Below are 22,270 nucleotides of genomic sequence, written 5' to 3' on the forward strand. Positions count from 1 at the left end.
ACCATCAACTTGGGCGTATGAGGCGTATAAGACTGGTTTTTCTCCAGAATTTTTTCCAAGCTTTCTCTCAAAGTAGGCGATCAGCTTTGGAATGTCTGAATTTAATGACAACCTAATTCCATCTGGTAGACCATCATCAATGACAGCGATAAAGCTACGCCTGTGTTTTATACACATTATTTAAGTCCATTTAGAGTTTCTGCTGCCTCTATATAATGAAGTAGCTTGGTGTATCCCTGCCAAACGGTTTTAACTCCTGGCTCGCCATCCCCTTTACGCCCCAAAAAACCTCCTAAACCTGCCAACATACGGGTTATCTCCCTCATGCTTGGGGGTTCATTTGGTGGAGTAGTTTTATCTCGCATCATCCATATCATACGCCATTCTTTTTCAGAGTAGGCACTTGTACACGGTGCGTCAGGAACTCTTCGTGCATGCGTAGTTATCGAATGTAGCCGCCATCCAATAATCATATAGATCGCAATGCAGTTCAACATGCGCTGCTCTGTTCTAAAACGGTTACTTTCTATCTGGCATCCGCCTTTCACCACCCGAAAATAGGTTTCAATTTCCCACCGGCTTCGATACCACTCAATGATGACCCTTGCCTGCTTAAAGTCTTCAACTGGAAGATCAGTTAACAGCATCCACTCAATGCCTTTTTCACCCTCTGGTGGGTTTAATTCTTTAGCCAATACAGCATAGAGAGAAAGTGGTCGTTTAGATTTTCCTTTCCCAAGTAGCCGTATCTCAGTAGTGGATACACTGACTTTGGCTTTTCTTCCAGATTCACCATTCCGTTTGGGAATATCTACCGTGTATAGACCAACAGATTTCTGCTCATTCATATGATCCCAAAGCAAAACCGTTTCTTCTCCATCGAGCTCTAAAGTGCGATTGGCCTTAGCTCGAACGATATAGCTCGCCCGCCGCTGTTCACTTTGATCTTCAGCCAGTTGAAACCACTCATGAATATCACCCTCTCTATCAGCAATACTCACAATTGTACTTTCAGGGCAGCGCTCCTGTATCTGACAAGCCGTTTCGTAATGGTCTAGCCAGCGTCGACTCTCCTTATTCTTTATCGACTTGGTATAACGGGAATTAGAGCTTGATTCCTTGTCTCTCTGCCACATACTACCCTCAACAACACCCAAGTTAACTCTTGATGGCGTTATAGCGATGGAGGTGTGCAAGAGTTGCTGATTGGTCTCTTTCCGCCTAAGTGTTCCCATCTCTTTACTTTCTAAGTCAGTGGCAAAATTTAGAAAGGTGGTATCTTGAGGGATAAGAACAACGGGCTGCGCCTTGATTCTCTCAAGAGTTGCCGATTTATGGCCGCTCATAATAGAATCAAAATTGACTTTATCATTTTCGATAAAGCGATAAGCCGCAAACGTTTCTGCCCAAGTTTTGTTTGCGCAGGGAATACTATTCTTTGGGTCGGAACTTAAATTACTGAGAATATTAGACAGGCGCTTATTCAAGCGTGTATCACCCATAACCTGATTTTTTATTTCGTCCATGACCCAGTCCTGCATAATTATCCAGCCAAATCTATAGTTCTTACTGGGTTAAACTGTAACTTATTGATTTATAAAGTAAAACTGAAAAAACTTATGTATAAAACTTAGAGCTACGCTCTTCTACAGGTTTTTGGGTTCCGACATAGACATTCATTCCGCTATCCCGGTCAATCCAACTAGTTGCCCCAGTATATACCTGTCCTCCGACAACCATATATTCGCCTGGGGGAATCTTCATCGAAACTTTCCAGCTAGTGATCTCATCGCTACATTTTTCAATACAGGCAAACAGGCGCCCCGTATATATCAGATTCCCACCATTTGAATAAGGAGAGAACGGTGCATAATCTTTTTTAAGATGTTTATATGTAGGCGTTAACAAAATTTCAGCTCGCTCGAATGAAGCTCTATCCTTTCTGACCAGATACTCGTCACCATCAATAGAAACCATTTCAAAATCTAACGAAAGTGGCTTCCAGCGCTCGATACGAGAAGCATCTGGATTCCTAACAAAACCAATACGGCTTGTCGATCTATCCATTTGATAAACAAGTTTCCAGAGATTTCCTTCCGATTTCTCAATTAAGATATCCACCCCAGAATTTTCTTCAGCTAAAACTGAAACTCCTAGCATTATCAACAATATAAACTGGAAATATTTCAACTCTAACCCCTTTCTGATTGAAGAAAAGAAAATACGGGATACGGAAAACCATTGAGACTTAAACTTAGAATCAGCCAACAAATATTTTTATTAAAATCTAAATAAGTAAGCGGGACACAAGCTCATTAATATAAATAAAGACTTAAGCTCCGAGTAAACACCTAACTCATGAGTACTATAGTTACATTTTTCCAAAGAACTTACGGGAATCTCATTGCCTACAGTAATTCAGGAGGATTAAGTAAGCAATGAGCTGTAAACCTTAAATGAGAAATTCCTATTAACTGAAACTAATAAAGGATTACTGGTTTCCCCTAGCGTATTTATCTATTCAGCGCTATATCCTTTCGGGTTCTTATGCTGCCAGCGCCAAGTATCTTCCACCATACGAACTAAATCGTACTCGGCTTTCCAGCCCAGCTCTTTCTCAGCCAGTTCCGGATCTGCATAACACTCTGCAATATCGCCCGCTCTCCGCGGAGCGATATTGTAGGGAATTTCCTTGCCGCTAACACTTTCGAAAGCGCGTACAACTTGCAAAACAGAGCTGCCCTGCCCTGTACCCAGGTTATGGGTATAGCAACCCTCAGAAACCTCTTCTTTACAAAGCAAATTCAATGCAGCCAGATGCCCTCGAGCCAGATCCACTACATGAATATAATCCCGAACGCCCGTACCATCGACGGTATCATAATCACCACCAAAAACCTGCAATTGCTCCAGCCTACCTACAGCTACTTGGGAAACATAAGGTAGCAAGTTGTTGGGGATGCCACTGGGATCTTCACCAATAGTCCCGCTTTCATGAGCTCCAATCGGGTTGAAATAACGCAACAAGCTCACTTTCCACTGGCTGTTTGGCGCGGCGCAAAGGTCCCGCAACATGTTTTCCACGATCAACTTACTCGACCCATAGGGATTGGTTGCCCCAGTAGGGAAGTCTTCTTTAATTGGTACTGCTTCAGGATCACCATAGACCGTCGCAGAGGAACTAAAGATCAGGCGGTGAACCCCATACTCCTCCATTACCTCACATAAAGTCAGGGTCCCAGCCACATTATTCTGGTAATAGCGCAGAGGCTGAGCAACAGACTCACCAACTGCTTTCAGTCCGGCAAAGTGAATTACAGCGTCAATCTCATGATCAGAGAATACTTTTCGCAACCCCTCCTTATCATTAATATCGAGATGGTGAAAAGGGATAGCTTTGCCACCAATTAACTCAACCCGTCTCAGGGCCTCCTCACTACTATTCGATAGATTATCCACAACCACAGGCTCAATACCGGCAGCAAGTAACTCGATACAAGTATGACTGCCAATATAACCAGCACCACCAGTCACCAAAATCGCCATTTACATTCCTCAATTTTTCTCTAATACCCAATATGGGTCGTAGTAAAACGTAAAACAGCCGCTCAATTCAACCTATATAAGGGACATTCCACTGTCTGAGTGAAAGGGAAAGCTATGCTGGAAAAGCTGGAAGGCATTCATCGCTAGCTCCGGCAAAAAACAAGGTTCACAACGGCAATAACGATAGTGCTTCACGCCAAGCGTATCCCAAACAAGGTCTGGACTTTCAGCTCATGCACCACTCGACCCAATTGGAAAGGTCGCATAGAAATAGCAGCCAAGATCGTACGACATCCTAACGAAAGCAGGAAGCTGAGCTCATTCCGGTAGGCTACAGGGAGGTAGACACCATGACAATTTTTAATCACTACTTGGAAAGATACGAATCTATCCAGGACGAGGAACTCAGTATTCAGGAATACCTGGAACTGTGCAAGACGGACCGCAGCGCCTACGCGTCGCCAGCCGAAAGAATGTTGATGGCCATCGGTGAGGCCGAACTGGTAGACACCTCACGGGACCCCCGCCTATCACGTATTTTCTGTAACAAGGTTATTAAACGTTACAAAGCCTTCAGTGAATTCTACGGAATGGAAGAAGCCATCGAGCAAATTGTTTCTTTCTTCAGGCATGCTGCACAAGGGTTGGAGGAAAAGAAACAAATCCTGTACCTATTGGGTCCTGTTGGTGGCGGGAAATCATCCCTTGCAGAGCGGCTGAAAGCTTTAATGGAGCAGGTCCCAATCTACGCGATCAAAGGCTCGCCAGTCTTTGAATCTCCATTAAGTCTTTTCTCACCCACTGAAGATGGCCGTATTCTTGAAGAGGACTACGGCATTGCGCGTCGATACGTAAACACCATTATGTCTCCCTGGTCGGTCAAACGGCTACATGAGTTTAAAGGAGACATTAGTAAGTTCCGTGTGGTCAAAATTCGTCCCTCTATCCTCGATCAAGTTGCCATATCGAAGACAGAACCCGGTGATGAAAATAACCAGGATATTTCTTCCCTAGTCGGTAAGATTGACATCCGCAAGCTTGAGGATTTCCCTCAGAATGACCCCGATGCCTACAGTTTTTCCGGAAGTCTATGTAGGGCCAACCAAGGACTGATGGAATTTGTCGAGATGTTCAAGGCGCCTATCAAGGTGCTTCACCCCCTACTAACTGCAACACAAGAAGGAAATTACAATAGTACAGAGGGACTGGGATCAATTCCATTCAACGGTACAATCCTTGCCCATTCTAATGAATCAGAATGGCAATCATTTCGTAATAATCGCAATAATGAAGCTTTCCTAGACCGTATTTATATCGTTAAGGTTCCCTACTGTGTGCGGGTACAAGAAGAAATCCGCATCTACCAGAAATTACTGGAAAACAGCTCCTTATCAAAAGCACCCTGTGCTCCAGACACCCTTAGGATGCTGGCACAGTTCTCTGTTTTATCGAGAATTAAAAACCCTGAAAATTCCAGCCTTTACTCAAAGATGCGTATCTATGATGGCGAAAACCTAAAAGATACAGATCCCAAAGCAAAAACCATCCAGGAATACAGGGATAATGCTGGAGTGGATGAGGGTATGAACGGACTATCCACCCGCTTCTCCTTCAAGATCCTCTCAAAAGTTTTCAATTTCGATGCCACTGAAGTCGCAGCAAATCCTGTCCATCTCCTCTATGTTCTAGAGCAGCAAATAGAACAGGAGCAATTTCCTCCAGAAGTTCAAGAAAACTATCTTGGGTTTATCAAGGAATATTTGGCTCCTAGATATGTTGAATTCATCGGCAAGGAAATTCAGACCGCTTATCTGGAATCCTATGCTGAATACGGTCAAAACCTGTTTGATCGATACGTCACTTACGCCGACTTTTGGATACAGGATCAGGAATACCGTGACCCAGAAACAGGAGAAATTCTCGATCGTGGAGCCCTGAATGAAGAGTTAGAGAAAACAGAAAAACCCGCCGGAATTTCTAACCCGAAAGACTTCCGCAATGAAATAGTTAATTTTGTACTTCGCGCAAGGGCTAACAATCAAGGAAAAAATCCCGACTGGAGATCCTACGAAAAATTACGTGCGGTTATTGAGAAGAAAATGTTCTCGAACACGGAGGACCTTCTACCGGTCATTTCCTTTAACACCAAGGCCTCGGCAGATGATAAGCGCAAACACGCAGATTTCGTTGCACGTATGGTCGAACGTGGCTACACCGAGAAACAGGTACGATTGTTATCTGAATGGTATCTACGCGTAAGAAAATCGCAGTAGCAACTTTAACCCAACTTTAAATTGCCAGAGAAATACGAGGAAGCCAAACGCAAATACAGATTAGATCATCAACTTATAGGGAGCCTTTGAACGATTCCGCATTTTCCCTGCTGGACTTTCATAGGCTCGTTATAGTGAAGATACCAGTGCTTAAGTTAGGCTAATCCAGTAGGGAAATTTCTGAATAAATTTGGGTGATAGTTGCCAGTGTATTTTATTCGGAGTAAAGGCAGAAATATGAGCTATATCATCGACCGCCGCTTGAATGGAAAGAAAAAAGCACAGTTAACCGGCAACGATTCTTAAGGCGCTATAAGGCTCACATTAAGAAAGCTGTCGGTGATGCTATGAATAGCCGCTCCATAATGGATATGGATAAAGGCGAGCGCATCAGTATTCCAACCCGGGATATCAGTGAGCCCCTTTTTTCCCACGGTAGCGGTGGGCATGTAGAACGGGTTCTACCTGGAAACAAACAATTTACTGCTGGAGATCGCATTCCTCGTCAAGGACAGAGAGGTGGTGATGGTAGTGGCGGTGGTGCCAGCGATAGTGGAGAAGGGGTTGACGATTTCGTCTTCCAGATATCGCAAGAAGAGTTTCTGGACTTTATGTTTGAAGGACTGCAACTGCCCAACATGATAAAGCAACGCCTCGCGGGTAACGAATCCTTTCAAATAGTACGTGCCGGAATTAGTAATGAAGGAACTCCGGGCCGCCTTAATGTGATTCGCTCACTCAGGGCTGCCCATGCAAGACGTATCGCCTTGACCAGTAATAAGCGAAGAAACCTGCGCAACTTAGAGGAAGACCTATCCCAAGAAGAAAACAAAGATACTGCTCTGCGAGACCAGCGCAAAATTGAGGCTCTTAAAAACCAAATCGCCGAACTTCGCAGCCGTATCAATCGAGTCCCTTTCCTCGATGATTTCGATCTGAAATATAACCTGTTGATTCGACAACCAAAACCTCGATCTAGGGCAGTGATGTTTTGCCTGATGGATGTATCCGGCTCGATGAACCAAGCCACAAAGGATATGGCCAAACGCTTCTTCTTACTTTTATATTTGTTCCTACAGCGCAGTTATGAATATACGGAAGTCGTATTTATTCGACACCACACTAGCGCCAAAGAAGTTGATGAAGAGGAGTTTTTCTATTCACGGGAAACAGGCGGCACCATTGTCTCAAGCGCGCTCAAATTAATGCGACGTATTATGAGAGATCGCTACCCCGCCAGCGAATGGAATATCTATGGAGCCCAGGCCTCAGATGGTGATAACTGGAACGACGACTCCAGTACCTGCCACCGAATCCTTATCGACGATATTATGCCCCATGTGCAGTATTACTCTTATGTGGAAATTACTCCCAGAGATCACCAGGCCCTGTGGGAAGAATATGAAAGTGTCCGTACTTTATTCCCCGATCACTTTGCTATGGAGCAGATTGTCGATGTACAGGATATTTATCCGGTGTTCCGGCAACTGTTCCGCCAAAAGGTGACTGCCTGATGCTCGACAAATTTGCCAGTGGCGCTGAGGTATCTGAATCTGAGTCGCCTCAGCCCATATCAACCAGCTCAGAATGGACTTTTGAATTAATCCAGGAATATGATCGCGCCATCGGCGCACTGGCAGAAGAGTTTGGGTTAGATACCTACCCAAATCAGATTGAAGTTATCTGTTCTGAGCAGATGATGGATGCCTACTCCTCGGTAGGAATGCCTGTGGGTTATCACCACTGGTCTTTTGGCAAGCAATTTATCAGCGTGGAAAATAATTACCAGCGCGGATTGATGGGGCTGGCTTATGAAATAGTCATTAATTCTAATCCCTGCATCGCTTACCTCATGGAAGAAAATACCATGACAATGCAGGCTTTGGTGATTGCTCACGCCTCCTATGGGCACAACTCTTTCTTTAAAGGGAATTATCTGTTTCGCTCCTGGACAGATGCCAGCAGTATTATTGACTATCTGATCTTTGCCAAAAACTATATTTCCCGCTGTGAAGAGCGCTACGGGCTTGATGAAGTCGAGGCCATTCTCGACTCCTGTCATGCCCTAATGAACTACGGTGTAGATCGCTATAAACGCCCTTACCCAATCTCGGCTATTGAGGAAGAACGCCAACAGCAAGAGCGAGAAGAGTACCGCCAGAGGCAGCTCAATGATTTATGGAGGACCATCCCAAAACTCGGTGACGGTATAGAGGAGACAAAGGAGAAACGTTTCCCCGAAGAGCCTCAGGAGAATATCCTGTACTTTGTTGAGAAAAATGCCCCTCTACTGGAAAACTGGCAACGGGAGCTGGTGCGTATTGTACGTAAGCTGGCCCAATACTTTTATCCACAGCGGCAAACCCAAGTAATGAATGAGGGCTGGGCTACCTTCTGGCACTACACTCTCTTAACCGAGCTGTACAAGCGCGGGCGGGTGACTGAAGGCTTTATGATGGAGTTTCTACAAAGCCACACCAATGTTATCTACCAACCCTCTTTTGACAGCCCTCACTACAGCGGTATCAATCCCTATACCCTAGGCTTCAGTATTTTTACTGACTTACGGCGTATCTGTGAAAGTCCCACTGAAGAGGATCGCCGCTGGTTCCCAGACATTGCTGGAAGCAATTGGCGTGAAACCCTCCAGTTCGCTATGCGCGACTTCAAGGATGAAAGTTTTATTTTGCAATTCCTGTCTCCCAAGGTTATGCGAGACATGAAACTATTTTGTATCAGCGACAACGATAAAGAGAACGATATTATTGTTAGCGCAATTCACGATGAGAGCGGTTATCGCCAGTTAAGAGAGAACCTTGCCGGCCAGTACAACCTGGGCAATCGGGAACCAAATATCCAGGTATATTCAGTAGATACCCGTGGTGACCGTTCACTGACCCTACATCACACACAGCACCGCCGTCGCCCCCTCGGTAAAGATACAGCAGAGGTATTAAGGCATCTTCACCGGCTTTGGGGCTTCGATGTTCACCTGAACAGTTTGAACGGGGATCAAATCACAGCCAGTTGCCACTGCCCGGAGCAGGGCCGAGATCGTCCAGATGGAGAAGAGGAATCTATGTTGATACCGAAACCTATTTAGGTTTCAGCACGGGGACTGTTGAAATACCAGCCCCGTACAGAAGTGGGGAATTAATGCCTGATAGCTGGATTGCTACTTAAGCATCAGCTTCCAACAAAAGTTTGGCCTTTGCAGAAAGTTCACCATGCTCAGAACGGTGAGTCAAAAGGGCATCAGCGCCAGCATCCAGCCAACGAGCTTTTTCCCCATCATCATCAGAGGGCACAACCAGAATACTCAGGTTCGAGTATTCACTGCGGGATCTGAGGTAGTCCAGCACCTGAAACCCACTCTCCCCCAGCAGTCCAGTATCAACCACCAACAATGCCGGCTTGGCACTCGCCATCAGGATACCGGCAGAAAAGCTATCACCGGCCACTTCAACCTCACACCCCATTTGTTGAAGCGCCTGGCGTCCACCTGAAGTCAGCTCAGGATCGGTCGTTAATAAAAGTACTTTGCGACTGGGAACTGCCAAATCGTTCGGAACTGGCATTGAGTTATCCCGTAGAAACCCCACGAAGTCCTCAACACAGATACGGTGATCACCACGCCCCGGAAGCTTGTATGCCTTGAGTTGCCCACGCTCAATCCAGCGAATCACCGTTCGGAAGTTAACACCGCAGTACCTGGCTGCTTCCCCGGTGGTTAGCACATGTAATTCGCTCATCTTTATTCTCCCCAACAACTGCGATTAAAAGAAGAACAGTTCTATTTCACAAAAGCATCCTCTGCCCCACAGAGTTACACGTGAAATTATCCTGCCCAGCTGAACCGCCCCTATAAATTATGCTGTTTAATGCTGCAAACCCAGCCCGAAATTCGGTCCATGTAGTTTATTAACGAACAGCAGAACAACCCCCTCAAAAAATACTAATAGATATAGTTGACAGGTATGACAGGTTTCTTAGAATGGCACTAGATTCGTGACTCGGGACTTGTCACGGGATCCCTCCCACTGGTGTGGCCCTCAAGTCAGAGACCCCGCAGTTGGCAGAGAAATGTTTGCTAAGCGAATACCCTAAGACCCTGGGCCCCCTTGTTTTTTCGGGGCCTTTTTTTATCTTGCCGAAGCTTCTTACACTCCTACCGCTCATCCTCCGTCCAGCAGACAAACCTGGAACAACGCCGGAACAAATGGACTTATGGCAGTACAATCACCTATCAGATCACTGGACCCTCCAGCTCTGGAGCAAATGTTTTGAAGATCTACCTTGTTGGCGGCGCAGTGCGCGACAGACTTTTGAATCGTCCAGTCACCGAGCGCGACTGGGTAGTAGTTGGAGCAAGTGCAGATAGAATGCAGGACCTCGGATACAGCCCAGTAGGCAAAGATTTTCCAGTATTCCTACACCCTGAGACCGGAGAAGAATACGCTCTCGCTCGAACTGAAAGAAAGAGCGGCCACGGCTATGGCGGTTTTACCGTTAACGCCGATGCCAATATCACTCTGGAAGAGGATCTCCTGCGGCGAGACCTCACTATTAATGCCATTGCAGAAGACATCGACGGCAAGCTAATAGACCCCTACGGCGGGCAGAAAGATCTGGAGGCACGGCTTTTGCGCCATGTTTCTCCTGCGTTTGCCGAAGACCCCTTAAGAGTACTGCGAGTAGCCCGCTTTGCCGCCCGCTACCATCACCTTGGCTTTAGCGTTGCCCCTGAGACCATGATACTCATGCGCCAGATGGTAGAAGCGGGTGAAGTGGAATATCTGGTGGCCGAGAGGGTCTGGAAAGAGGTAAGCCGGGCACTTACCGAGCCAGACCCCGATATTTTTATTCGGGTACTGCGAGACTGCGGCGCCCTATCAGTACTTTTACCAGAGTTAGAGAATTTGTTTGGTGTTCCTCAGCCGCCCAAACACCATCCCGAAGTGGACACTGGAGAACACGTACTACTAGCCCTGCGCGCCTCACCGGCAGAGCTCCCATTGCGTTTTGCAGTACTGCTACACGACCTGGGCAAAGGACTGACTCCCGAGGAGATTCTCCCCAGCCACCACGGCCACGAGGCCGCAGGCGTACCTCTTGTAAAGGCCGTCTGTGAGCGCTGGCGTACCCCAAAAGACCTGACAGCACTAGCTGTCGGGGTCTGCGAATATCACCTGCATTGCCACAGAGCCTTCGAATTGCGCCCACAGACCATTATGAAGATGATCCGCAGTCTGGATGCCTTGCGACGTCCCGAGCGATTTGAAAACTTTCTTCGCGCCTGTGAGGCTGATGCCCGAGGTCGTGAAGGACTGGAGAATCGAGATTATCCACAGGTGGACTTTTTGCGCGCCGCTCGAAATGGGGCAGCGGCATTAACTGCTGAGGAGTTGATTAAACAGGGCTACCAGGGTGCGAAACTCGGGCAAGCACTGGACCGGGAGCGCATCAAGGCAATCGCCAAAGTAAAGGATGACTACATTGCGTAATGTGCTAATTACCGGTGCCGCTGCACGCCTGGGTCGTGCTATTGCTGAAGAACTACATAGAGATCACAGAGTTGTTATTCACTATCGCAACTCGGCTGATGCTGCCAAGGCCCTGGCAAACGAGCTGAACCAACGTCGTCCCAACTCTGCCATAGCGTTGCACAGTGAGTTGAATAGCGCCGAAGCCTGTTCCAATCTGGCCCAACGTGCACAAGAGGCCTGGGGCGGTATTGATGTTCTGGTCAACAATGCCTCAGCATTTCACCCCACATCTGTGGGAAATGCGACCGAGGAGGACTGGGATCGGCTGGTAGGCAGCAACCTCAAAGCCCCCTTCTTTCTCACTCAGGCCCTGAAAGAAACACTCAGCCAACAGCTGGGTTGCGTTGTTAATATGGCGGATATTCACGCCGAGCGCCCAATGCCCAAGCATACTATCTACTGCGCCGCCAAGGCTGGGCTGGTAATGCTGACAAAAAGCCTCGCTCTGGAGCTGTCTCCCCAGGTCCGGGTCAATGCAGTCGCCCCCGGTGCCATTCTTTGGCCAGAGCAAGAGGCAACTAACGAAGCCAAGAAAGCACAAATCACCCAGCGCATTCCTTTGGCCCGAACCGGTGACCCCAGTGATATCGCCAAGACCGTGCGCTTCCTTGCCTGTGATGCCCCCTATATCAACGGTCAGGTTATTGCCGTTGACGGCGGCCGCAACCTCAATATCTAGAGCAGTCCAACCAATATCTAAAACAGTCCAACAACGGGGCTTCACTTCAATTTCACCGGCACTCTGTCAGAATGTTTTGTAACTTCCTCTGCCACAAGAGATTTGCCGGTGCGCTCACTGAAGATATTGTTGATTGAAGATAACCCCACTATCGCCCGCCAGCTTGCCGAATTCCTACATGCTGAGGGCTGGCAGATAGATTATGCCCACCGGGGTCGCCAGGGCTTACAGCTGGCCCTGGAACAAATCTTCGACCTGATTATTCTCGACCTGGGCCTGCCGGATATGGACGGCTTAGAGGTCTGCGAAAAGATCAAGGCACAAGCGCCAGTTAACATGCCAATTCTGATGTTAACTGCCCGAGATGCTCTCGCAGATAAAGAACGCGGATTTGGTATCGGTGCCGATGACTATTTATGTAAGCCCTTCGAACCAAGGGAACTAATACTGAGATGCCGCGCCCTGGCCCGCAGACACCAGCTGCATACCAGTGAAGAAATTAAGGTCGGTGATTTACAGATAAACCAGCGCCAGCAAACGGCCTACCGGGATAAACAACCTCTGCCCCTGACAACTATCGGTTTTCGCATTCTCACTATGCTCGCCCAGGCGTCGCCAGCACCAGTAAGCCGCTCGGCAATAATCCACCATATTTGGGGTGATGAACCCCCAGAAACAGACGCCTTAAAATCCCACATTTATAGTCTTCGCCAAACACTGGATAAGCCTTTCCAGGCCCCTATGTTGAAAACCATCACCAATCTCGGTTATCAGTTGGAAACTCCCAATGCGCGAAACCAGTAATTTACAGAGGAAGGTCTTCGCTATTTTTGGCAGTTTTACCCTGCTACTTTGCTTGGTGTTTTTTGCCATTTGTATGATGGTGGCCTATGTAGTTGAAGACCATTTACTCGATAACTTATTGGCCGGAGAAGTCCGCTACCTCGAACAGCAGGCAAGACTGACTAATACGACCCCAGAGCCACGCCTACCCTATTTAACGCTATACACTGAAAACAAAATAATACCGGCCGAACTGCGCACTGCCTTACCAAGCTATGCGGAAAAGGCTGAGTGGTTTAGTGATACTGAACATCACTTCCATTTACGCAGAGTACATTTTCCGGACAACCATTCCGCCGTTCTCGTAGCTGAAGTCAGTGAATTGCTCACTGTTACCCGACAATCTTCAAAGCTTCTCTGGCTCTTTGCCAGCGCCTGTATCTTGACCCTACTCTTAGCCCTCTATTGTGCTTTTCGTATTTCCCGTAAAACCATCGCTCCTGTAGTAACCCTTGCTAAAGCAGTTCAGCAGCAGAGAAACTGCGATTCTCAAATTTCCCTGCCCTATAACAATGAACAAGATGAAATCGGTTATCTTGCAAGTACGTTGCAAGATACACTTAACCAGCTCAAGCTAACATTGCGCAGGGAAACTGAGTTTACCCGGGATACGAGCCATGAGTTGCGCACCGGGCTAACCATTCTGAAAAGCACACTGGCTCTCAGTCAAAATCGGGAAATGACTTTAGCTGAGAAAAATGAGCTATTAGAAACTGTTACCGGTATGGAAAAAACCGTTAAGACACTATTAGCCCTCGCCCGCTCTGAGTCTCTACAGTCGGAAGATATCCCATTGTGCGCTTTACTAGAGGAACGTCTTTTAGCTCAACACCAGTTAATTGTACAAAAGCATTTTAATGTTGATTTAAAGTTAGGGCACAAAGTCAGAGTCCTGGCCAATCGACACCTGGTAAGTCTGCTCTTCGACAACTTGATCAGCAATGCATTACAGCACGCTACCAGCCCTGAATTGGTTATTACCTATAAGGGGGACACACTCTTTTTTGAGAACGCCACAGACAACCAATTAGATCTAGAAACCTCCCTCTTACCCGGCCAAAAGAGGGAAGGCAGTGACGGCATTGGTCAAGGCCTTTTCCTGGCCAAGAGAATCTGTGAAGCCTTAAATTGGACCATCTCTATCCAGTGTAAAAAAAATATTTATCAGTGCGCTCTATCTTTTACACAGTAGCGTTCTAAGATTCAAATTTTTACCGTATGCGCTCGAGATGCACAGTGAATCGGCATCCATACCTTATACGATCTCGAGTGCAGCTTTTTCTTTCTTCCTAAATAGCAATTACAATCTCACCTGAATTTCACCTTCCATCCCTTATTCTCCTACGAACTCACTAGAAGATTTTCCGTCTGCTACTGCAATTTTGGAGATTAATATGTTGAAGAAAATTGTTATTTCCCTGGCACTGACTTTGTCCGTATTTTTTGGTTTTATTATTTGGATTAAGAGCCTAATTCCACCCCAAGAGCAGGACTTTTCCACTACGACAGTAAGTGACCTGCCGTATTTACAACAATTACCCAGGGAAAGCCGAGGAAAAATCTTAGCTGTTGTCACCAGTACTGAAACGATGGGAGATAGTGGCAAGGCAACTGGTTATGAATTAACTGAACTGGCACGCCCCTATTACATTTTTTCAGCTAACGGATTTATTGTCGATATTGCCAGTCCCAAAGGCGGCAAACCGCCTGCGGTGATCGATAAAGATGATCTGGGGCCTTTCGACTATGCCTTTCTCAATGACCCAGAGGCACAACAAAAGGTCAACAACAGTATTCCTATCGATCAGGTTTCAGCAGAGGATTACCAGGCCGTATTTTTTGTCGGCGGTAAAGGCACCATGTTCGATTTCCCCGACAATCCCCATATCCAGTCCCTGGTGCGGGAAATCTATAACAGCGGCAAAATTATCGGAGCGGTATGCCACGGGCCAGCAGCCCTTGCCAATGTCACTCTGGATAATGGCAAGCCCTTAATCGCCGATCGGCAGATCAGTGCTTTTACTAACGAAGAGGAGCTTTTTCTTATCCCTGACGCCGAGCAACGATTTCCATTCCTGCTTGAGGATCGCTTACGTGAGCAAGGCGCGCTTTTTCAGGCTGGGCCCACTTACCTGGAACAAGTCAGCGTGGATGGCCAGCTTATTACCGGGCAAAACCCCTGGTCCACCTGGCTGGCGGCTGAGAGTATGGTAAGCGCGATGGGCTATACCCCAGTTCCACGCCAAGTCACTCCGGCGGAGCAGACCGTCAGATTACTACTCACTTATGAGCAGCGCGGCTTTACCGAGGCCACAGAGAAATTACACAAGCTGCAGGAGAAAGGGGAAATAGACCAGCGCCTACTGGCCATGCACGGCGTTGTCTCTGTTATGCGTTGGGAGCCGGGCAGGGCTCTGGACATAATCAGACTGCTATCCAAGAGCCAGGATTGATAGAGTCCCTCAAAAATCCAGCTAGCCAGCCTGCTCTAGGGGCTGGCCATTTTCATCCACAAATAATACATCGCGAATGCTAAGTTTTTGTCCCTGGGCATTCTGCACAGCAACTTCGGAGATAGGCTCACCACTGTTTTTATCGACCAGATGCATCCCATCTTTATTGCCGTTCCAGCGCAGATTCCACTGGCGCAAAGCGATTACCACCGTAAACAGGTCCCGACCTTTTTCCGTTAAGCGGTACTCGTAGCGAGTGCCGTGTTCACCCGCATCAAAGCGTACCAACACCTCGTTATCCACCAGACGTGATAACCGATCCACAAGGATATTTTTGGCAATTCCCAGGTTTCTTTGGAAATCCACAAAACGGCGGGTACCCAGCATTGCCTGCTTAATTATCAGCAGGGACCACCAGTCCCCCACCTCATTTAGGGCGCAAGCCAGGGAGCAATCAAGATCATCAAAGCGTTTACGTGACATACCCCTAGTATACCGGCAAAAAAGTTGCAATACGAAACCAGATATTGAACTCACCACCAAAATAAGGTTTTATAACGCAACCGTTTTAATTGTGACCTAGTGGGACCAGTGAGTCCCAGTGTTGAATCGAGACATTCAGGAGAGAAATATGAGTGGTTCCCTGGACAACCTACTGCGTCCTTTCGAGCATAAATCCCTAAAGCTGCGCAACCGGGTCGCAATGGCCCCCATGACCCGCACTATGTCACCGGGCTATGCAGCCAATGACCAAGTGGCCGGCTATTACCGCCGCCGAGCTGAAGGTGAAGTGGGACTGATTATTACCGAAGGCACCTTCGTTAATCATAAAGCCGCAAACGGTTACGAGAATGTACCGGCAATCTACGGTGAGGCCGCTCTCGCCGGCTGGAAAAAAGTGGTAGACGAAGTACACGCTGCCGGTGGCCAGATTATCCCGCAGTTATGGCACGTAGGCTCCGTGCGCAAAGAGGGCATAGGCCCGGATAAATCAGTGCCCGGCTACTCCCCCTCAGGCCTGTTCAAACCCGGCAAGCCCAATGGCCAGGCGATGAGCAAAGAGGACATCCAGGAAGTTATACAAGCTTTTGCAGACGCAGCCAAAGCAGCCAAGGAAATTGGGTTTGACGGTGTAGAGATTCACGGCGCCCACGGCTACCTGATCGACCAGTTTTTCTGGGAAGGTACCAACCAACGCGATGACGAGTACGGTGGCTCGATCGAAAATCGCACCCGCTTTGCAGTGGAAATTATCAAAGCGGTACGTGAAGCCGTAGGCGAAGATTTCGCCATAGTGCTACGCTACTCCCAATGGAAGCAGCAGGATTACGAAGCCAAGTTGGCGCAAAACCCGGAAGAACTGAAACGCTTCCTGACACCGCTGGTTGAAGCCGGCGTTGATATTTTCCACGCCTCGACAAGGCGCTTCTGGGTGCCGGAGTTCGAAGGCTCCGATCTCAATCTGGCAGGCTGGACCAAGGAACTGACTGGAAAACCGGTAATTTCTGTCGGCAGTGTCGGCCTTGACGATGATTTTATCGGCGGCAATAACCAGGGTATGGGCGGTACCGCTAATCCTACCGATTTAGGCGAACTAACTCGCCGTATGGATAACCAGGAGTTCGACCTGATTGCCGTTGGCCGCGCGCTATTACAAGACCCACACTGGTTCGCCAAGGTGCGTGAAGATCGCGCGGAGGAAATCACTCCGTTCACCAAAGAAGCGCTAATGAGCCTAAGTTAATTATTCCTAATAAAAAAGCAGCCGCAAAGGGCTGCTTTTTTATCTACATTTTTTAAAAATTTATTGGAATCACGGCCAAATAAATTCTACCGGCCATAATTTTTGCGAATCCTGATCGTACTCATTCCACAGCTGACGATAAGTTTTCTGCTCAACCGGATGCAATACTTCTGGAGCTATCTCTGCCAGAGGCTGTAAAACAAAGGCATTTTTTACAATCTCACCTCTAGGCAATTTTACCCCGTCGACAGTTCCGGTCAGGTGATCATAGGTGAGAATATCAATATCCAGGGTTCGTGCACTGAACTTGGGCCCGGAGCGCAGGCGGCCATTGGCATCTTCAATGCCGCGCAGACACAGGGCCAGTTGACCTACCGGCAAGTCAGTTTGCAGCCCAACCACCAGGTTGTAAAAATTATCGCCTTGGAAACCCACCGCTTCACTTTCGAAGACCCGGGACACCTGTAACTCGCCAAACCGCCCTGCCAGGGCATCCAGCGCTGCGCGGATATATTGCGCACGATTGATATTACTGCCGAGGCTGAGATACACCTGAGCCACGTTTACACTCCCGCAGACATCGCTGCTGCACCTTTTGCCGGCCTCTCGCCGCGCTCAATAATGACACCCACATCCCTGGACCCTCTGACCGCACCCGGCTTGGACAAGCGCAGTCGCAGCCAGCTTACAGAAAACTCTTCCCTGACAATTGCCGCAGCCTGCTCTGCCATGGTTTCCACCAGCAGGAACTCACTGCTTTCAATAAAAGCGATCAAGCGCTTGGCCACCGCTTTATAGTTAAGTGTGTGCTCGATATTGTCTGTACGCGCCGCCTCACTGATATCGAAAGCCATCTCCAGATCGAGGCTCACCGTCTGGCGCACTTCCCGCTCCCAATCATAAATACCAATAATGGTATTCACCTTTAAATCCCGTATATAAACAATATCCATCTATCGGCTCTTTTCTTTTTACTGCCAGGCTAGCCCTGGGATTTTTAAAGTTCGGTCTTGGGCAATTCTGTCATAGGCCAGCGCGGGCGCACATCCACCGCAAGGCTCGTCTGCTCTCCAGCTTTTAAACGTAAACTACCGGCATAGGCGATCATGGCGCCGTTATCAGTACAGAATTCATGGCGGGGATAGTAGACGCTGGCGTTATCCTTTCGCAGGCTCGTTTCCAAACGCTCACGCAATAATTTATTTGCGGAAACTCCACCGGCAATCACCAGGGTTTTATAGCCGGAAGCCTTAATAGCGCGACGACATTTAATCACCAGGGTATCCACTACCGCCTCCTGGAAAGCCGCAGCAATATCTGCGCAAGTCTGCTCGTCCGGTAAACCATCCTCCAGGGCGTGCTTGCGCACCGTCGTCAGGGTGAAGGTTTTAAGACCTGAAAAACTGAAATCCAAGCCCGGTCGATCAGTCATAGGACGTGGGAAAGTAAAACGTTTGGGGTCTCCTTTCTCCGCCAGGGCAGCCAAACGCGGGCCACCGGGATAATCCAGGTCGAGCATTTTGGCGGCCTTATCAAAGGCCTCGCCGGCAGCGTCATCCAGGGATTCACCCATCAATTCGTAATCGCCGAGCCCCCGCACCTCCACCAGCTGGGTGTGTCCGCCGGAAACCAGCAGGGCCACAAAAGGAAAGGCGGGCGGATTATCCTCCAGCATTGGGGCCAGCAGGTGGCCTTCCATATGGTGCACCGCCACCGCCGGGATATCCCAGCCATAGGCCAGTGCACGGGCCGCGCAGGCCCCGACCATCAGCGCCCCCACCAGACCGGGGCCCGCGGTATAGGCGATACCATTGAGGTCTGAAGGGCTGGTCTCGGCCTTCTTCATTACCTGTCGAATCAGCGGCAAGAGTTTGCGCACATGATCGCGGCTCGCCAGCTCGGGGACTACACCGCCATAATCGGCATGCAGGTCCACTTGACTGAACAGGGCATGGCTGAGCAAACCGGACTCAGAATCGTAAATAGCGACGCCAGTTTCATCGCAGGAAGTTTCTATACCAAGGACGCGCACTTGATTTCATTCTCGTGACTTCTTCGAGGGGCGGTTATCATACTGGAAAATGGGGTTGCGATCCCGTATAGGAGTGTTTAGAATTTGCGCCCTCGCTGTGAACCGGCCACCGGATGCAACTGCGAGAGCATTGCCGGAATGGCCGAGAGAAACGAATTTTAACAGGTATCCTAATGCCCTCTGTACGAATCAAAGACAACGAACCTTTCGATATCGCCCTGCGCCGTTTCAAGCGCTCCTGTGAAAAAGCAGGCGTACTGTCTGAAGTACGTCGTCGCGAGTTCTACGAGAAGCCCACCGCTGTTCGTAAGCGCAAAGCTGCTGCCGCTGTAAAGCGTCACGCTAAAAAGCTTCAGCGCGAAAACCGCAAGTTCCAGCGTCTCTACTAAGAGCCGCAGGCTGCATAAGCCTGTCGCAGCGAGGCGGCCGGACGGGCTTAGCCCGTAGCGGAGCTATAAAGAACGGCGTGCGAGCCATACTCGCGCGCCGTTTTTCGTTTGGGCTAACGCATTTCCCCCGCCCAGCAGACAAGCTATCCTAAGCCCCTGATCCAAAATTCATTGCCAACAATCCCGGAACACTCACTATGAGCACTCTCAAGGAAACCCTGACTCAAGCCACTAAAGACGCAATGAAAGCGCGAGACAAAGAGCGCCTGGCCACCCTGCGCCTGATCAACGCCGAGATCAAACGCGTTGAAGTCGACGAGCGCATCGACCTGGATGACGCCCGCATCCTCGCCCTGCTGGACAAAATGACCAAGCAGCGCCGCGACTCCATTACCCAGTACGAGAAAGCTGGACGGGCTGAACTGGCAGCAGTAGAGCAGGCTGAAATTGAAGTTATCCAGGAATTCCTGCCGAAGCAGCTGAGCGAAGCTGAGATCACCGATATCGTTGCCTCCGCCGTCAAAGACACCGGTGCCAACAGCATGGCGGATATGGGCAAAGTCATCGCCCAGGTTAAACCCCAGGTGCAGGGCCGTGCAGATATGGGCGCGGTGAGCAAACTGGTGAAGGCCCAACTGGCCTAAGCTGAGCGAATCCCCATGCCCGGCAAGATACCCCAGCACTTTATCGACGATCTGCTCGCAAGGGCAGATATCGTCGAGCTGGTGGACAGCCGGGTCAAGCTGCGTAAAACCGGCAAAAACTACTCTGCCTGCTGCCCCTTCCACGACGAGAAAACCCCATCGTTTACCGTGAGTGCGGACAAGCAGTTTTATTACTGTTTCGGCTGCGGCGCCAATGGCAATGCCATCGGCTTCCTCATGGAGTACGACCGCCTGCCCTTCCCAGAAGCGGTGGAAAAACTCGCGGCCACCCGTGGACTGGAAGTTCCCAGGGAACAACTGGCACCGGGGCAAGAAAAGCGCCAGCGGGAGAGTCAATCTCTCTACCAGCTCACAGAGAAAGCCGCCGACTACTACCGTGAACAGCTCCGCAATAACCCCGCCGCAGGCAATGCGGTGGCCTACCTGCGCAATCGTGGCCTCTCCGGTGAGATTGCCCGCGACTTTGGTATCGGCCTTGCGCCCCCGGGCTGGGACAACCTGCTCAATGCATTAGCCGATACCCCCGAGAAAGCGGATCAACTGGAATTGGCAGGCCTGGCCATTCGCCGCCAGGACAGTGATGGCAACACCAAGCCCAACGCGCGCCATCACTACGACCGCTTCCGCAACCGTATTATTTTCCCGATCCGCGACCAGCGCGGGCGCGCCATCGCCTTTGGCGGGCGGGTACTGGGCGACGATAAACCCAAGTACCTGAACTCCCCGGAAACCCCGATTTTCCACAAGAGCCGCGAACTCTACGGCCTGTGGGAAGCGCGCCAGGCCAACCGCAATTTAGAGCGCCTGATTGTGGTTGAAGGCTATATGGATGTGGTGGCCCTGGCCCAGTTCGATATCCGCTGCGCCGTCGCCACCCTGGGCACCGCTTGTGGCGAAGACCACATTCAACTCGCCTTCCGCCACACCACGGAACTGCTGTTTTGCTTCGACGGCGACCGCGCCGGCCGCGCTGCCGCCCGCCGCGCTCTGGAGTCGGCCCTGCCGCAGATGCAGGACGGGCGCAGCCTGCGCTTCCTGCTGCTGCCGGAAGGCGAGGACCCGGACACCCTGGTACGCCAACTAGGCGGTGAACGTTTCCAGCAGTTAATTAAGGAGCAGTCCCTACCGCTGGAAGATTTTCTCTTCGACTTACTCAGCGAAGATATCAACTTACAGACCATGGATGGCCGCGCGCGTCTATCCAAACTCGCCGCCCCACTGTTGGACCTGCTGCCCGATGGCGTCTACCGCCAGCTGATGTTCCAACAACTGGCCTCGCGCACCGGGCTCGATAAGGAAACCCTGCAAGAGGTTATCCGTACAGAAAAAGCTCGCACGCCGCAGCAGCCCCACCCGCAACCTACAGCTGCACCAGGAGAGCCAAACCTAGCACCCTCCCCTCACGAGGAGCTGGAGCACCGCACACCGCCGGAACCCTGGCAGCGCGAAAGCAACTTCAGCGAAAGTGCAGCACCGAGTTACGACAGTCCGCGCCGCCAGAGCCAATATCTCCTGCCGCCAGAGCGCATGCTGATCGCCCTGCTATTGCACCACCCGGAGCTGGCAGCACAAATCGAAAATCCACAGCAATTCCCCATCGAGGGCAATGCAGACCTGGCATTGTTCATCCAGCTGGTAGAACTGTACAAAAGCCGCCCCCAATTAAATTTCTATCAATTGATCGGCCACTGGCGTGCACACCACAGCGCAGAATCTTGCGATACCCTGGCCAAGCTCGCTATTTCTCCACTGGTATCGGTCGCGCGGCAACTCGCCCAGGATGACAGCAACCTGGAATACGATCCGCACACCGAATTTAACGACTGTCTGCTGCGCCTGAAACAAGCTGCAGACAAACAGCGCAACCGCGATTTACTCGATCAACTCAGGAACAGCGCCCAGTTGAGCCCCGAAGAACAACTGGCTCTATTAGCCAATTGGCGAAAAAAGCAGAATTAATAAGCGCCAACCCCTTGAAAACTGCGGGCTCAGCACTATATTCACTCACCCCGCCGGGCGGGATCGGGAACCCCAGCACCCTAAACATCGCACCTATGCCGTTACTTGACAGCTAGAGTGGTTATTGCTAGTGCAAATACG

19 protein-coding genes and 1 pseudogene are annotated in these 22,270 nt (G+C 49.6%); 12 read left to right on the plus strand and 8 right to left on the minus strand.

What is annotated here, in order from left to right:
* Window positions 1-176: 176 nt before the first annotated feature.
* From P0078_RS11410 to galE, 3 genes are all read right to left on the minus strand, one after another.
* Window positions 177-1,541, minus strand: coding sequence for an IS4 family transposase (locus P0078_RS11410; protein WP_502867290.1), 1,365 nt, complete (start codon window positions 1,539-1,541; stop codon window positions 177-179).
* A 76-nt stretch (window positions 1,542-1,617) separates the two neighbouring features.
* Window positions 1,618-2,190, minus strand: a complete 573-nt coding sequence (locus P0078_RS11415) for a hypothetical protein (protein ID WP_282934454.1) — start codon at window positions 2,188-2,190, stop codon at window positions 1,618-1,620.
* Between the two features lie 327 nt (window positions 2,191-2,517).
* Complete coding sequence (gene galE / locus P0078_RS11420) at window positions 2,518-3,546, minus strand: UDP-glucose 4-epimerase GalE (RefSeq protein ID WP_282934455.1); 1,029 nt, start codon at window positions 3,544-3,546, stop codon at window positions 2,518-2,520.
* Window positions 3,547-3,896: 350 nt separating this feature from the next.
* Here galE and P0078_RS11425 point away from each other — a divergent pair, with 350 nt between their 5' ends.
* The 3 genes and pseudogenes from P0078_RS11425 (at window position 3,897) to P0078_RS11435 (ending at window position 8,922) form a co-directional block, all read left to right on the plus strand.
* Window positions 3,897-5,819, plus strand: coding sequence for a PrkA family serine protein kinase (locus P0078_RS11425; RefSeq protein ID WP_282934456.1), 1,923 nt, complete (start codon window positions 3,897-3,899; stop codon window positions 5,817-5,819).
* Window positions 5,820-6,056: 237 nt separating this feature from the next.
* Window positions 6,057-7,333: pseudogene (locus P0078_RS11430) on the plus strand (YeaH/YhbH family protein).
* On the plus strand, window positions 7,333-8,922 hold the full coding sequence (locus tag P0078_RS11435) for a SpoVR family protein (protein ID WP_282934457.1): 1,590 nt from the start codon (window positions 7,333-7,335) through the stop codon (window positions 8,920-8,922). Before P0078_RS11430 ends, P0078_RS11435 begins: the two are co-directional and overlap by 1 nt.
* A 76-nt stretch (window positions 8,923-8,998) precedes the next feature.
* Here the strand turns inward: P0078_RS11435 and P0078_RS11440 are convergent, their stop codons facing one another.
* The gene (locus P0078_RS11440) at window positions 8,999-9,571 is read right to left on the minus strand and encodes a helix-turn-helix domain-containing protein (RefSeq protein ID WP_282934458.1); all 573 of its coding nucleotides are present in this window, start codon (window positions 9,569-9,571) and stop codon (window positions 8,999-9,001) included.
* 531 nt (window positions 9,572-10,102) lie between these two features.
* Between P0078_RS11440 and P0078_RS11445 the strand changes: the two genes are divergently transcribed.
* The 5 genes from P0078_RS11445 to P0078_RS11465 all read left to right on the plus strand — a co-directional run bounded on the left by P0078_RS11445 (window position 10,103) and on the right by P0078_RS11465 (window position 15,340).
* Window positions 10,103-11,323: a multifunctional CCA addition/repair protein gene (locus tag P0078_RS11445; RefSeq protein ID WP_282934459.1), complete on the plus strand. Its 1,221-nt coding sequence runs from the start codon at window positions 10,103-10,105 to the stop codon at window positions 11,321-11,323.
* Window positions 11,307-12,044 carry a pteridine reductase gene (locus tag P0078_RS11450; protein WP_353057061.1) on the plus strand — a complete coding sequence of 246 codons (738 nt, stop codon included), beginning with the start codon at window positions 11,307-11,309 and terminating at the stop codon, window positions 12,042-12,044. The genes P0078_RS11445 and P0078_RS11450 overlap by 17 nt, the downstream gene beginning before the upstream one ends.
* A 108-nt stretch (window positions 12,045-12,152) precedes the next feature.
* Window positions 12,153-12,848 carry a response regulator transcription factor gene (locus P0078_RS11455; RefSeq protein ID WP_282934461.1) on the plus strand — a complete coding sequence of 232 codons (696 nt, stop codon included), beginning with the start codon at window positions 12,153-12,155 and terminating at the stop codon, window positions 12,846-12,848.
* Complete coding sequence (locus P0078_RS11460) at window positions 12,832-14,079, plus strand: sensor histidine kinase (RefSeq protein ID WP_282934462.1); 1,248 nt, start codon at window positions 12,832-12,834, stop codon at window positions 14,077-14,079. Before P0078_RS11455 ends, P0078_RS11460 begins: the two co-directional genes overlap by 17 nt.
* Before the next feature lie 202 nt (window positions 14,080-14,281).
* The gene (locus tag P0078_RS11465) at window positions 14,282-15,340 is read left to right on the plus strand and encodes a type 1 glutamine amidotransferase domain-containing protein (RefSeq protein WP_282934463.1); all 1,059 of its coding nucleotides are present in this window, start codon (window positions 14,282-14,284) and stop codon (window positions 15,338-15,340) included.
* Window positions 15,341-15,361: 21 nt separating this feature from the next.
* Here the strand turns inward: P0078_RS11465 and P0078_RS11470 are convergent, their stop codons facing one another.
* Window positions 15,362-15,823 carry a winged helix-turn-helix transcriptional regulator gene (locus P0078_RS11470; RefSeq protein ID WP_282934464.1) on the minus strand — a complete coding sequence of 154 codons (462 nt, stop codon included), beginning with the start codon at window positions 15,821-15,823 and terminating at the stop codon, window positions 15,362-15,364.
* A gap of 148 nt (window positions 15,824-15,971) precedes the next feature.
* On the opposite strand from P0078_RS11470, the gene P0078_RS11475 reads away from it, so the two are divergent.
* Entirely contained in the window at window positions 15,972-17,084 is a 1,113-nt protein-coding gene (locus tag P0078_RS11475) for an NADH:flavin oxidoreductase (protein ID WP_282934465.1), read from the plus strand.
* A 69-nt stretch (window positions 17,085-17,153) separates the two neighbouring features.
* On the opposite strand, the gene folK is transcribed toward P0078_RS11475, so the two are convergent.
* Genes folK through tsaD form a run of 3 tightly spaced genes read right to left on the minus strand, consistent with a single transcriptional unit; the run spans window position 17,154 to window position 19,116 of the window.
* Window positions 17,154-17,645 (minus strand): 2-amino-4-hydroxy-6-hydroxymethyldihydropteridine diphosphokinase, encoded by a 492-nt coding sequence (folK, locus tag P0078_RS11480; RefSeq protein ID WP_282934466.1) that lies wholly within the window; start codon window positions 17,643-17,645, stop codon window positions 17,154-17,156.
* A gap of 2 nt (window positions 17,646-17,647) precedes the next feature.
* Complete coding sequence (folB, locus tag P0078_RS11485) at window positions 17,648-18,037, minus strand: dihydroneopterin aldolase (RefSeq protein ID WP_282934467.1); 390 nt, start codon at window positions 18,035-18,037, stop codon at window positions 17,648-17,650.
* A gap of 44 nt (window positions 18,038-18,081) precedes the next feature.
* Window positions 18,082-19,116 (minus strand): tRNA (adenosine(37)-N6)-threonylcarbamoyltransferase complex transferase subunit TsaD, encoded by a 1,035-nt coding sequence (gene tsaD / locus P0078_RS11490; protein ID WP_282934468.1) that lies wholly within the window; start codon window positions 19,114-19,116, stop codon window positions 18,082-18,084.
* A gap of 173 nt (window positions 19,117-19,289) precedes the next feature.
* On the opposite strand from tsaD, the gene rpsU reads away from it, so the two are divergent.
* The 3 genes from rpsU (at window position 19,290) to dnaG (ending at window position 22,129) form a co-directional block, all read left to right on the plus strand.
* Complete coding sequence (gene rpsU / locus P0078_RS11495; protein ID WP_020411530.1) at window positions 19,290-19,505, plus strand: 30S ribosomal protein S21; 216 nt, start codon at window positions 19,290-19,292, stop codon at window positions 19,503-19,505.
* 197 nt (window positions 19,506-19,702) lie between these two features.
* Window positions 19,703-20,149, plus strand: a complete 447-nt coding sequence (locus tag P0078_RS11500; protein ID WP_108731584.1) for a GatB/YqeY domain-containing protein — start codon at window positions 19,703-19,705, stop codon at window positions 20,147-20,149.
* A gap of 15 nt (window positions 20,150-20,164) precedes the next feature.
* A complete protein-coding gene (gene dnaG / locus P0078_RS11505) occupies window positions 20,165-22,129 on the plus strand; it encodes a DNA primase (RefSeq protein WP_282934469.1) in 1,965 nt (654 codons plus the stop codon).
* Window positions 22,130-22,270 lie beyond the last annotated feature (141 nt).

The organism is Microbulbifer sp. VAAF005 (assembly GCF_030012985.1).
In the GTDB taxonomy this organism is placed as follows: domain Bacteria; phylum Pseudomonadota; class Gammaproteobacteria; order Pseudomonadales; family Cellvibrionaceae; genus Microbulbifer.

Coding starts and splice junctions, on each gene's coding strand:
- P0078_RS11465 (WP_282934463.1), top strand. CDS start 14,282: ATGTTGAAGAAAATTGTTATTTCCCTGGCACTGACTTTGTCCGTATTT.
- P0078_RS11435 (WP_282934457.1), top strand. CDS start 7,333: ATGCTCGACAAATTTGCCAGTGGCGCTGAGGTATCTGAATCTGAGTCG.
- P0078_RS11460 (WP_282934462.1), top strand. CDS start 12,832: ATGCGCGAAACCAGTAATTTACAGAGGAAGGTCTTCGCTATTTTTGGC.
- galE (WP_282934455.1), bottom strand. CDS start 3,546: ATGGCGATTTTGGTGACTGGTGGTGCTGGTTATATTGGCAGTCATACT.
- P0078_RS11425 (WP_282934456.1), top strand. CDS start 3,897: ATGACAATTTTTAATCACTACTTGGAAAGATACGAATCTATCCAGGAC.
- P0078_RS11440 (WP_282934458.1), bottom strand. CDS start 9,571: ATGAGCGAATTACATGTGCTAACCACCGGGGAAGCAGCCAGGTACTGC.
- P0078_RS11450 (WP_353057061.1), top strand. CDS start 11,307: ATGACTACATTGCGTAATGTGCTAATTACCGGTGCCGCTGCACGCCTG.
- dnaG (WP_282934469.1), top strand. CDS start 20,165: ATGCCCGGCAAGATACCCCAGCACTTTATCGACGATCTGCTCGCAAGG.
- P0078_RS11470 (WP_282934464.1), bottom strand. CDS start 15,823: ATGTCACGTAAACGCTTTGATGATCTTGATTGCTCCCTGGCTTGCGCC.
- P0078_RS11500 (WP_108731584.1), top strand. CDS start 19,703: ATGAGCACTCTCAAGGAAACCCTGACTCAAGCCACTAAAGACGCAATG.
- P0078_RS11475 (WP_282934465.1), top strand. CDS start 15,972: ATGAGTGGTTCCCTGGACAACCTACTGCGTCCTTTCGAGCATAAATCC.
- folB (WP_282934467.1), bottom strand. CDS start 18,037: ATGGATATTGTTTATATACGGGATTTAAAGGTGAATACCATTATTGGT.
- P0078_RS11410 (WP_502867290.1), bottom strand. CDS start 1,541: ATGCAGGACTGGGTCATGGACGAAATAAAAAATCAGGTTATGGGTGAT.
- rpsU (WP_020411530.1), top strand. CDS start 19,290: ATGCCCTCTGTACGAATCAAAGACAACGAACCTTTCGATATCGCCCTG.